Consider the following 12383-nt stretch of genomic DNA (forward strand, 5'->3'; position numbering starts at 1 on the left):
AGTCCTCTCTACGAAACACGTCTCCTACGGAATTCCAGCAAATGCGATTCAGCTTGATTGTCCTGCTTCTCGTTTCGATCCATCCGACACTCGCCGCTGACGTGCAGGAGTCTGCGTTTTTCAGTCAGTCTGCCGAATCGCAACAGCCACGCGACGCGACGTTTTGCGGATTCACGCTTGGCGGAAGTATGGATCAAGCGGTCAAAGAAGTGCCCAAATCAATGCGTTTCTTGGGTCACAAGAAAGATGGACGCAATGAAACGGTGGTCTTCAAGGGTGGTCCGTTGAAGGGGACTCCCAGCACAGCATTGATTTTTGTCAACGAAAAGCTCGCAATGGTTCAACTTCAATTTCCGAACCAGAAGTACGCGCTGATCAAGCTCGCCGAACAGAAGTATGAAAAACAACTGGACGACGGGACGCAATGGATCGGTACCAAGGACGGGATCATGGTGACGGTCAACGACAAGGCGATTGTTGCGTCCCATCTGCGATTGCTTGAAAAGATGACGGAGAATAACGCGGCAAACCTCGGGAGCCTGTAAGGGCGAAAGATGCCTGTTCACCCTTCAGCACCCGCCAAGCGATCGTTTCCCCAAACGCCACACGCAGTACCCCCCAGCTTTCGACTGAATTGGCGGCCCTTGTTTGCACGTCGCGTCGTCGTCGCCAGCGGACTGTCGCCAGCAGACTGCGGCGTGCATGAGCAAAGCAGAACGAGCGTCATGGCAATCGGTAGGTGGTTCATCGTTCGCTGCTTCCTTGAAGACCGGTTGGTGACAAGTGGTGCTCTGATGATCATGATTTCTGGCCCCACACGCAAACCAGTTGGCTGACTGCAAACCCCCGCGAAAAGGATTCGCGGCAGAACGATTAGGGCGGAATCTGGGGAATTGAGTCGGGATTTGCGAATTCCTGGCTGGACTTCACGACTGACACGTGACGATGTAGACTGCTCTCGATCGCCGCCGATGCCTTCAACGGGTGGGTGGCAAGTGTCTTTGGCCCTGCAATGCGGCCGAAGCGAATCAATGCAAGCCGGATGGGTGGCCGAGTGGTCGAAGGCTCTAGTCTTGAAAACTAGCGTAGGGGAAACTCTACCGTGGGTTCGAATCCCACCCCATCCGCTTCTCTTGAGGTGACCGACGACTGGATCGGTCGGTCCCTTGTCTGACAGCCGGAGTGCGTGCCTCTGCGGCCAGTCTCAGTACTCAGTACTCTGTCCGCGGAACTCTGTTCCCGCGGACTCGGCAATTTTTCGGTGTCGCCCAACCCGGGCATGAACCGCGTTTGTTTCGCTTCTGATCTGCCCCTCCGGAAGGTTTTTCGAGCTAGGCTCCCCCTGTGCCCCTGTCACTCGATCGACCTATCCGCTTGGTTCCGCTGCCGGTGAACGCTTCCGATGAGCTACAACCCGTACAATTCCTCTACCCCGCCGCGTCCGCTTCGCATCATCTTCGGCGCCATGATCGCCATCGCCGGCTTGATCGCCGGAATGACGGGGTCGGTTCATGAATTCCACAAGGCATCGGTGATGCAGGGCGAGCCGGTCGAGATGGACTGGCACACTCTGGTGGCCGAGGGCTACGGAGACAACCCACACCTCCGTCTGGTCAATATTGCGGTGATCGATCCCTACATCGAGCGGGACGATCTGCTGGCCGAAGACGACCTCGAAACGTTGATGGATGATCCTTTCCGGGCCGGCGAAGTGGACACGTTGGATCTGGGGCCGGCGAAAGTCATCCCGCTCGGCGCTCACGAGACGGACGTCGAGCCGCGGGTGTTCATTGCCGAAGGCGAGCACTATTTGGAGGAGGCCTTTCGCCAAGTCGAGGAGACGGGAGCGGTAACCGGGATGGTCAGCACCTACGGCGTGAACCAGATGATCGCCGATTTCGTCGCGTTCTGCAGCGGCAATGAAATTCGAGGGCCAACCGAGGACGGTCAGGTCGCCTACACCATCGTGCCGATCGACGAGACCCCGGACCTGGGACTGGCCCGCAACCTGTTTCTGACTTCCGGTTTTGCGCTGGCGTTGGGATTGATCCTGTGTGGCAGCGGCGGGCCCGGCATCTGGTGTTGTTGGTACGCGCCCCTGCCTTCGCTGTTGAGCTTGATCGGACACCCGATGCGTTACGGCCGCGGCAGTTGGACGACTCGACTCACCTACATCGCCCTGGGCGGGTTTCTGATGGGCTACGGAGTTTATCTGTTGGTTCCGATGGGACACTTCGGCACGACCGACGGAAACCCGGTCTTCCATGCGTTCGGATTCGCGACGCTGTTCATCGGACTGGGAGGAATCCTGGCGGTGCCGCTGCAAATCACCTCCCGGGCACTCAGCACAAGCGTCGAAGTTCAGCCCAAAAAGAAACCCGTGCGGATGTCATGGAACCAAGCCTGTTCGATGGAACCGGTGATCCAAGAAATTGAGTACAAAGATCCACCGCTGGTTCCCTCTGGAACCTTGCCGCTCAGTGGCGCGCTGAAACAAAAGGCCGAAGCGTTAACCGAAGCCGGCTTCAATCGAGCGGATCCGCTGCAGTGGCAACGTGAGACCGGGATTGCGGCCGCAGCCATTCAACTCGGTTGCCAGCACATGGTCGTCACGGACCTGGAATACAACAACGACGCCGACATCGTTGAATGCGGATTGATCAGCGTGCTCGGGATAGGGATTCCCATCATCACGGTTTCGGCCAATTCAGGTGTCAAACAGAACCGGCCTTTGACGAAGTGTCTGTTCCAGCGTTCGTCATCGAGCGACCCGACACAGATGCTGGCCGAACACCTGGAGGTGGTCGTTCAAGAAGCAGAGCAGCGAGACACGGTTGTCGTGGAATTCGACGAAAGCGAGACGCACGATGTCGTCCGCTTGGCGCGACGGGTTCTGGCCGAGATCCAGGGGACGCTGGACGGCCAAATCGTCAACGTCGGGCCCAAACGTTACGGCCGTTTCCACTATCCGCCGGCACCCGTCCCGGAATTCGTCTCCACGACGGTCTAACCGAGTGGGATGGGCTTCCAGCCTGTCACGGCGAAAACGACAGGCTGGAAGGCTAGCCCACACTCAATTCCCGTCACTTGTTGTTCCGTTCGTTGCTCAACGCTTGATTGCGGTGATGAATCCGCGGTCGGCGATGGTGTCTTGATAGGGACCGACGTCGAATCCGAAATCGGCAAGGATCTTGCCGTATTCGGCCGGGCAGTAACACTTGCCGCGTGTGATGTTGACCAACAACACGGAATATTCCGCGACCGGCAGCGGACCGGCTTTGTCATCGTCGAGAAACGCTTCATGGATGATCATGCGGCCTCCCGAAGGCAACGCAGCGGAGGCCTTCTGGATCAGTGTACGGATCTCCGGAAAGTCCCAGTCGTGCAACACATTGGACAGCAGCACGCAATCGGCGCCGGTGGGCCACGGATCAGTAAACATGTTGCCCTGGACCACGTCGATTCGATCTTGCAGCCCGTGACGGAGAATCTCGTCGCGAGTCAGCCGATCGACAGGGGCCTGTTCTAACACGGTCGCTCGCAGGTGGTCGTGCTTGGCGACCAGCGTCGAAGAGTAAATCCCTGATCCGCCGCCGACATCCAACACATGTTTGCAATCGGCGAGAAACGGTCCGGTCTTGTCGGCAAGCACTTGTCCCATCGCCGTGCCGCGACAATTCATCAGGTCCGTGAACCCCTTGGCAAAGTCCTCGTCCATCATCGAGGCGTGCCAGTCGTTGCCGTCTTCGCTGGCCTGCCAATTGGCCGGGCGATCATGCTGCAGAACTTGCAGGCAACCCAGGGCGATCGGTGAATCCACGATCGGTGTATAATACGGCCCCAAGAACCATGGCGAATGATCGACAAGATGCTCCCGTCCCAGCGCCGTTAATTCGTGTCGGCCGGAGTCGGTGCGAATCAACCCGCCGGCACGACAAAGGGTGAGCAGCACATCCAAGGGCCGCGCCGCGAGCGAGAAATGCTGCTCGATGGATTCGGTCGTGGCCGATCCCCGCGCATGGATCCAAGAGAACAGATTCAGCTTGCCGATGGCGACGGCCAGCATCTCGGGCGCGTATTGGCGATCCCGATACCGCAGCAATAAAGCGGGATCGGTGGAAGGATTTTGCTGGAGGTCGTTTGACATGTCGGAGTGTTTGTGATGCGGTACAGTTCAACAGGTCCGCAAGTGTCGTCGCGAAACAACGGGCGGTCAATTGCAGTCGAACGTTGCGTAGCTAAGTCGCCAGACGGCGTTCATGACCAGACGGGGAAGCAGAATGATGATGTGGCAGAATGATGGGGTAGCAGAATGATGGGGTAGCCGTCTGATGCAGGCTCCGCGATCTGAGCGCTCAGAACATGATTCTGCCCCGTATGATTCTGCCACTTCAAATCCTTTCCATCATGCTGCCATCGAGAACACTTTCGCACCAAGCGGGCGATCACTGTTTCCTGTGGTGTCGATCATTCGGTGTTCGTTGCATCGTCCGCGGATTGAACGAGTTGCTCAACCGTCGTCTCGAGCTGCATCCCGGTGAAGTCTAAGGCCGCGACCTTGCCGTCTTGATTGAAGATCGCGACGAAGGGCAGCGAGACCAAGCCGAACTTGGTGGCGATCGGATTTCCCTGGTCGACGTTCGATGAGGAAACGCTTCGAAAGCTGGGGAAACCGAGATCATTCTGCGCCAGGAACTCGCCCAGCGGCGCCTGCTCTGAATCGAGGTTCATTCCCACGATGGCGATTTGATCGGGATGCCGCGATTGGATTTCTTTGAGCATCGGGACGATCTGCAGCGATTGGGGAATCGTCACGGCCCAAAACGGCATCAACACAACCTTGCCCTTGACGCTGCTTGATGAGATACCGTTGCCGTCGAGTGTTGGCAGGTTGGCCAACGCGTCGAACGAGGTCCCGATGACGTCACGACGTGCTTCCATCGCCATTCGCGCCGTTTCGATTTCATTTGCCGTGGCGGAGTCGGTATCGGCAAATCCATCGGCCAGGATGCGAAACGTTTCTTCGACAAACGCGTCACGTTGGGCCGCTTCGAGCTGCAAAGCCGACGTCCCTAAGAATTCCACCGTGTTCATCTCGGGGGCTTCGCGAACCAATTCCGTCACGGCCTCGGTCCATCGCGCCAAAGCCACGTTGTCGTTCTGCAAAATCTCCCCGAGCAGGCGTCTGGCGGAGTCATACTTGGCGGTCCCGGCGGCATCGGCGGCGACTTGTGCGATCATCTTGTCGGGCGAGTTGCCGTACAACGCCAGGATCTTGTCGCGGACCCGAGCCGATTCGTCGATCAAGCCGTAATTGGCCAACACCTGCCTGGCCTCGGCCATCATCAAGACCGCCGGAATGTCGGCGGTGCGACTGGCCGTCATCCCTTCAATCAGCGAGACGATTTCTTGGGCCGCCGATTCGCGTCCAGCCCTCAGCCCGTCGATCGCGAACCCGATCAGCACGATCCGGCTGTCACCGGCGATCGTGGGTTCCGGCGACGACAGGTTCTCGCGCGCAAGTGCTTCGAGCGCCTTGGCCGAACCCAGGTCGCCCATCGCCGAAAGGTGCGAGAGCGCCTGGAGTTGGCCCCGCAAGCCCGCGGTGCGTTGCTTGGCGGTGGCATCGGTGTGGTCTTGGAGCCGGACGGCGGCTTGCAGCTTGCTTCTGACCAGCTGTTGCATCAGCTCGTTGGCCTGATTCGGGTCTTGCAGCTGTTCGCGGCCGCGGGCGAGCATCTCCATGTCGCGGTCGGACTCTTCCAGGTATGTCATCAATTCGCCGGCGGTCAGGTCGTCGCGAAGTTCACGTTGGGCGGCGCCGGCTCCGGCGGCATCGATCATCTCCGGAATCCCCGCGGGGATTCCGGTCGTTTCGGCCAATTCGAACCCAGGCGGTGATTCCGATGGCGAATCGGGCGGACTGGGAGCGGTCGATCCGCGCGGCGGCGTCCTGCGACCGGCCAAGTCGCCACGTTCTCCGGCCGTCGAAGGCAGCGGTGTGGTCTGTTGAGAAAACGAGTCGGATCCGACATCGGGCTCCTCACCACTGGCCGCCATGTCGGCAGCACTGCGAATCAAGGCGTCATCGCTTTCGCCCGTCGCGGCGGCGGCGGCATCGTGAGAGTTTGGATCGGTTTCATTGCGGGAGCACCCGGGCATCACCACGACGACGGATAGCAAAATGGCGGAAAGAATGTTGGTTGATTCGCCCGAAAGCATACGGATGCGCATGGAAAGGTTCACGGAAAAACGGGTCAGGACTCTGATTGCCCAACTATATCGCATAGACCGACTTTCCACTGCGCCGGGATCATGATTGCGACTGAATCAACACGTCAGCCCACCGCATTCCTCGCGTTTCTTCCCACTTAGCGATCGCGCCGTTTCCGAAGCCACCCTCCTGGTAGGCATTGGTACCTCAACCGCTTAAAAACGGCACGATCTCCAAAGCCGGGGGAGAAGCTGTTAAACTGCATCGCCTTCAACTCCACCTTGATTCCCCACCTCGCCCCAACATTTCCGCCATGCGACCATTCCTCGCTTGTAGCTTGCTGTGCTTGCTGACACTCTCTTCCTTCGCGCAAGAACGCCCCAATGTCGTCGTCGTGCTGTGCGATGACATTCGCTGGAACGCGCTCTCCTGCGCCGGCCACCCGCACCTGAAAACGCCCCACATCGACCGCCTGGCCGCCGAGGGCATTTATTTCGAGAACATGTTCTGCACGACCAGCTTGTGCTCTCCCAGTCGTGCCACCATCCTGAGCGGACTTTACGCCCACGCCCACGGGGTCACCAACAACTTCACCGACTACCCCGCCGAGTTGGATAGTTTCCCAAGACGGCTGCAAGAGGCCGGCTACCAGACCGCGTACATCGGCAAGTGGCACATGGGCGAAAAGAACGACGAGCCCCGCCCCGGATTCAACTACTTCGTCACCCACAAGGGCCAGGGCAGCTACTTCGATACGGAGTTCAACATCAATGGAACCGGAAGCCGCGTCGTGCCGGGTTACTACACCACCGTGGTGACCGACATGTCGATCGATTGGATCGACAAACATCGCGCCGACGACGCCTCCAAGCCGTTCATGTTGATGATCGGTCAGAAGGCACCGCACAGTTTCTATTTCCCCGAACCGAAATACGAACATGTCTTTGACGACGTCGAAGTCAACTACCCGCACTCATCGTTCAAGCTGGACGACAAACCGAAATGGATCACCCAGCGACTCTCAACGTGGCACGGCATCTATGGGCCGATCTTCGATTGGCGCAAAGAATTCCCCAACGACAAAGCCAGCGGTGTCGTTGATTTCGCCCGCATGGTCCGGGCGTATTGGGGGACCATTTTGTCGGTCGACGACAGCGTCGGCCGGCTGGTCGATCATCTGAAAGCGGCCGGGCAATTCGACAACACCCTGTTCATTTTCATGGGCGACAACGGATTGCTCGAAGGGGAACACGGTATGGTCGATAAACGGACGGCCCACGAGGCCAGCGCCCGTGTGCCGATGATCATCCGCTACCCCCGCTGGACCAAAGCTTCCGGGCCGGTGCGGATCAAACAACAGGTCCTGACGACCGATGTCGCGCCGACGATCTTGGACGCAGCCGGTGCCACCCAGATGACCAACATTCACGGCAGCTCGATCAAACCGCTGATCTCCGGAGACGACAGCGGCTGGCGGACCGAATGGCTGTATCACTACAACTACGAAAAACAATTCCCCTACACGCCCAACGTCCGCTCGGTGCGGGGAGACCGCTACAAGTACATTCGCTATCCGCACGGCGACGGGTCCCCGGATCGTCACATGGCCGAGTTGTACGACATGCAGAACGACCCGTCGGAATCAACCAATCTGGTCAACGCCCCCGCACACCAGTCGACGATCGCGGAAATGGAGCAGCGGTTGTTGCGGGCGATGAAAGCCGTCGGACTCGATCCGAGCAACGACACCATGCCGCTGGATGCCGGCATCGGAACCGCGCTGCCGGACAAGGCGATTCGTTAGCAGATCGTCGACTCCGATTTTGAAGTCTCGAAACTCGCGTCGGGCATGCTGTGCATGCCAAGAGACCACGCGTAGGGCATGCTGTGCATGCCAAGAGACCTCGCGTAGGGCATGCTGTGCATGCCAATGGACCGTCAGGCACGGCCTGACCTACCACGCGCTCCTCATTTCCGCCGACTCGACAGGAAACCGTGGCTGGGGGAGAGGTAGGAAGATTTTGAAGGTAGGAAAAGACGCTCCATCGAATGGATGGCGTGACACGGCGGTTCGGCGCAGCCCAGACTGCAAGACGAAGCGGGCGGGATGGCGACAGGAGGGGGGCTGAACCGGCCGCGGGAACCGTCAGGGACGTATCGATTGGACCGAGATGCTAGGTTAGTGCCTCTTTCCCCAGCCGCCGAGGAATTAATCCATGAAGTTCTTACAGCGTCTCTTGTCCAAACCCCAGCCCTCGCACGTTCTGAAAATTCGTTTGTTTGGACCAGGCACCTTTGACATCGAGGTAACGTCGTTGTCGATAAAAAGCCTAAATGTGTTCTGGAAGGCAACGTCCAACGAATGGACTCGCAAGGACGGGGAACGCCACTTGTACCAGTTGCAGACCGATGCGGCATTGGTGTCGGATACCGAGCATCGTCTCCCCACTGCGATCCGCGTCGAAATCGCGGGCAAGGTCATCGGGCATCTCGGCCACGCCGACGCCTTGCGGCTGCACCGTCGGGTGAGCGACCTGGGTTATCACCGCATCCATTCGATCTGCCAAGCCTACGTGGTCGGACGCTCGGGTTTATGGGAAGTGACACTCGACTTCGATCCCAGCTTGCCCGATACAAAAGCCGCGTTATCCGAGGCGGAAAGCTGAGCCCGCTCGGGATCGGCAGCACGGGTAACGATTTGCCATGGTAAATTTTGGGCGCGGTTCCATGCACAAATCCCCAAGATCTTCCTCCCCCTCCCGCCTCGCATGCGTTTCCGGCTGCGGTTGCTCACCACAACCCCCATACCCTATTCTCTTGGGTTGACGCCAGGTGCGGCGGCTGAGCGAATTGAATCGCATGCCGCCACACGGGCTCCCCTTCACCATCCCGGACAAAACCCGACAGACAAGGAACGCGACGCATGGGTGGTTGGTACGTGTTGGGAATCATCATCGTTTCCCTGTTATTGCTCTCCGCGATGGCGGTTTTCCTGCCTCGCTTATTCGTTCGCGCCATCTTCCGTCCGATGCTGGCGTTGTTTTATCGCAAACGCGTGCTGGGTCTAGAGAACCTGCCTGCTTCGGGCGGCTACCTGATCGTCAGCAATCATGTCTCCTGGATCGATGGCATCGTGATCTTGTGGATGATGCCCCGCAATGTTCGCTTCGTCGTCGACGGCTCCAATTTCGGTTCGGCGTTCGCCAAGTGGATCGCCGCCGCCTTTGACACGATCCTGATGGTCGCCAACCCGAAATCGATCATGCGGGCGCTCAAGGCCGCACGCGAGGCGCTCAAAGCCGGCGACGTCGTCGGCATCTTTCCCGAAGGCACGATCACGCGGACCGGGCAGTTGCAAGCGTTCAAACCGGGCATGGGCAAGATCCTGCAGGGACATGACGCCCCCGTGGTTCCGGTTTACCTGGACGGCATGTGGGGCAGCATTTTCAGCTACAGCGGCGGAAAGTTCTTCTTCAAATGGCCGGACAAGTTTCGCCGTCGATTGACGCTCTACATCGGCAAACCGCTCCCCAACGACACACCGATCGAACTGGTCCGTTCTCAAGTCAATCAGCTCAATGCCAAGGCGCAAACCGACCATCGACATGAGTTCCCCATCCTCGCCGGGGAGGTGATCCGAGCTTGGCGACATCGTGGAAAACGGCTTCAAATCGCCGATTCGATGGGAACCGAACTGGGCGGCCGCGAAGCCTTGACGCGCGCGTTCGCACTGCGGCGTGTGCTATCGCGGGAGGTTTTTGCAAAGGACGAAACCAATATCGGAGTGTTCTTGCCGCCCAGCGCCGGCGCGGTGGTTGTCAACGTTGCGCTGGCACTCGATCGCCGCGTTTCGGCCAACCTGAACTACACCGTTTCCAGCGAAGTCATCAATCACTGCATCCGGGAAATCAACATTCGCCATGTGCTCACGAGCGAACGATTCCTGAGCAAAGTAGGTATCAAGATCGACTCCGACACCGTGACCCTGGAATCGATCCGCGACAAAATCACGACGGCGGACAAAGTCATCGCGTTCATCCAGGCCAACGTGATCCCGAGGCGACTGCTGCGACGCATGCTGGGTCTGCACCGTGTCAAAAGCGATGATCTGATGACGGTGATCTTCACCAGCGGTTCGACCGGCATGCCCAAGGGCGTGATGCTCAGCCAGGCCAACATCAGCCACAACGTCGACGCGATCAAAAAAGCCATTCGCCTCAATGACGAAGACGTCGTGCTGGGCATCCTGCCGTTTTTCCATTCGTTCGGATACAGCGTCACGCTCTGGGCGACCCAGGTCCTGGGTCCCTGCGGCGTTTATCACTTCAACCCGCTCGACTCGCGACAGATCGGCAAGCTGGCCGAAAAGTACGGCGGGACGGTCCTGCTTGCTACGCCGACGTTCTTGCGAAGCTACATCCGACGCGTGAAACCGGAACAATTCAAGACCCTGGACACCTGCATTGTCGGCGCCGAGAAGATGCCGGCGGACCTCTTCGACTCCTTCGAACAGACCTTCGGACTCCGACCGGTGGAAGGCTACGGGACGACGGAATTGAGCCCACTGGTTTCGGTCAACATCCCCCCGAGTCGTTCTCCGGCCGCCTACCAACTCGATCGCATCGAAGGATCCGTCGGCCGCCCGCTGCCGGGCGTCTGCGCGAAAGTGGTCTCCCAGGATTCGGGCGACGAACAACCGGCGGGTATCGACGGCATGCTGATGATCGCCGGGCCCAACGTGATGACCGGATACGCCGGACAAAAAGAGCTGACCGAAAAAGCGATCCAATCGGGCTGGTACAACACCGGCGACATCGCCAACATCGACGACCAAGGTTTCATCCACATCACCGGTCGACTGAGCCGGTTCTCCAAGATCGGCGGCGAAATGGTCCCGCACCTGAAGGTCGAAGAGGAAATCGCCAAGTCGATTGCCCAGTCGCCGTCGAGCGAATCGCCTGACGACGGAGCCGCAGATGGCAAAGGAACCGACGACGAAAATGCAGTGACGCTCTGCGTCACCGCCGTCCCCGACAGCAAGAAGGGCGAACGCCTGATCGTGCTGCACCGCCGACTGGACAAAAACATCGACGAAATTTTGGCCGATCTCAAAACCGCCGGGCTGCCCAATCTGTTCATCCCGTCGCAGGATGCGTTTTACGAAGTCGAACAAATCCCCTTGCTCGGAACCGGCAAACTGGACCTCAAGGGCGCCAAAGACCTGGCGCTGCAACTGGCCGCCGGGAAATCGAGTGATTGACCGGAGGGCTCGCGTCCTACCGCTAACAAGAAGACACGCCGCTTGATGGCATTGGGCTGGCGTTGATGCCTCACTTCAATTGCCACTCGGTCGTATCCGCCGCGGCACCGTGTTGATTGACCTCCTTGACCGATCGGATCAGCTGAATCGGCAACTGGACCAGTCCGGCAATGATCAGCGCGGCGTAGGTGAACAGCAGGAACTGCGCCGGGGTGACGAGGGATTGCGGCAGCCAAAACAATGCCGCCGTGGCAATCCCGATCAAACTCAACAGCGTCTTAAATTCTGTCGGCCCGAATCGGGACAGCGTAAATTCCCCCACCAACTTTGCCTTGATGTTCGTCAGCACAGCGGTCGCGAACAGGCAAACGACCGCCACGATGGCCAAATCCAATCGTCCGCAGGCGACACCGATTCCGATCAGATAGTAGGCAAAGGAAAGCGGATCGGTGAAGTGATCGAGCAACTCACCGCCGTTGCGACACTGGCCGGTCCGCCGAGCGTGCGTGCCATCGACACAGTCGGCCAAATGGTTGCCGACGATTCCCGCCGCACCAACGATTCCCGCCCACCAGAAGGTCGTTGAAAACGCGAGCCCCACGGCGCCGACGATCGCCGAGAGATGCCCGATCAAGACGATCCCTTCGGGAGGAAACCCGCTGGGGATCCGCAGATGAGGGTACAGCGACTGCAACTTCGGTGAAATGATCGGATCGATCAGGCTATGGGAAACGCGTGCCGACATCGTCTGGGCCTTCACTTGAAGAGTCAAAAACCGCCGCCGACTTCGGCGGGCCAAGACAAAAGAGCCCCGGCTGGCCCGAACACTGCGCACTCTTTGACGATCCCGACTGAATTCCGATCCCGTTACGTTAACATCAATGAGGGGGCCCGGACGGTGGCGCGAAC

Annotated in this window: 8 protein-coding genes and 1 tRNA gene; 6 read left to right on the forward strand and 3 right to left on the reverse strand. The window is 59.0% G+C overall.

The annotated features are described in order from the left end of the window. The first annotated feature begins 41 nt into the window (after positions 1-41). The 3 genes from NZK35_RS21205 to NZK35_RS21215 all read left to right on the forward strand — a co-directional run bounded on the left by NZK35_RS21205 (position 42) and on the right by NZK35_RS21215 (position 3010). The gene (locus tag NZK35_RS21205; RefSeq protein ID WP_259634526.1) at positions 42-545 is read left to right on the forward strand and encodes a hypothetical protein; all 504 of its coding nucleotides are present in this window, start codon (positions 42-44) and stop codon (positions 543-545) included. Between the two features lie 495 nt (positions 546-1040). After that, a tRNA-Ser gene (locus tag NZK35_RS21210) sits at positions 1041-1127 on the forward strand. A gap of 275 nt (positions 1128-1402) precedes the next feature. Then, positions 1403-3010: a hypothetical protein gene (locus tag NZK35_RS21215; RefSeq protein WP_259634527.1), complete on the forward strand. Its 1608-nt coding sequence runs from the start codon at positions 1403-1405 to the stop codon at positions 3008-3010. Between the two features lie 96 nt (positions 3011-3106). Here NZK35_RS21215 and NZK35_RS21220 read toward each other — a convergent pair whose 3' ends face one another. Both NZK35_RS21220 and NZK35_RS21225 read right to left on the reverse strand, forming a co-directional pair. Then, complete coding sequence (locus tag NZK35_RS21220; RefSeq protein ID WP_259634528.1) at positions 3107-4147, reverse strand: methyltransferase; 1041 nt, start codon at positions 4145-4147, stop codon at positions 3107-3109. A 320-nt stretch (positions 4148-4467) separates the two neighbouring features. Then, positions 4468-6234, reverse strand: coding sequence for a TlpA family protein disulfide reductase (locus tag NZK35_RS21225; RefSeq protein WP_259634529.1), 1767 nt, complete (start codon positions 6232-6234; stop codon positions 4468-4470). A 293-nt stretch (positions 6235-6527) separates the two neighbouring features. Here NZK35_RS21225 and NZK35_RS21230 point away from each other — a divergent pair, with 293 nt between their 5' ends. The 3 genes from NZK35_RS21230 (at position 6528) to NZK35_RS21240 (ending at position 11474) form a co-directional block, all read left to right on the forward strand. Further along, entirely contained in the window at positions 6528-8018 is a 1491-nt protein-coding gene (locus NZK35_RS21230; RefSeq protein ID WP_259634530.1) for a sulfatase family protein, read from the forward strand. 412 nt (positions 8019-8430) lie between these two features. Next, complete coding sequence (locus NZK35_RS21235) at positions 8431-8880, forward strand: hypothetical protein (RefSeq protein WP_259634531.1); 450 nt, start codon at positions 8431-8433, stop codon at positions 8878-8880. Positions 8881-9137: 257 nt separating this feature from the next. After that, positions 9138-11474, forward strand: coding sequence for an AMP-binding protein (locus NZK35_RS21240; RefSeq protein ID WP_259634532.1), 2337 nt, complete (start codon positions 9138-9140; stop codon positions 11472-11474). A gap of 70 nt (positions 11475-11544) precedes the next feature. Here the strand turns inward: NZK35_RS21240 and NZK35_RS21245 are convergent, their stop codons facing one another. Further along, positions 11545-12219: a CDP-alcohol phosphatidyltransferase family protein gene (locus NZK35_RS21245; protein ID WP_259634533.1), complete on the reverse strand. Its 675-nt coding sequence runs from the start codon at positions 12217-12219 to the stop codon at positions 11545-11547. Positions 12220-12383: the final 164 nt, after the last annotated feature.

Source organism: Stieleria sedimenti (assembly GCF_025060895.1).
In the GTDB taxonomy this organism is placed as follows: domain Bacteria; phylum Planctomycetota; class Planctomycetia; order Pirellulales; family Pirellulaceae; genus Stieleria; species Stieleria sedimenti.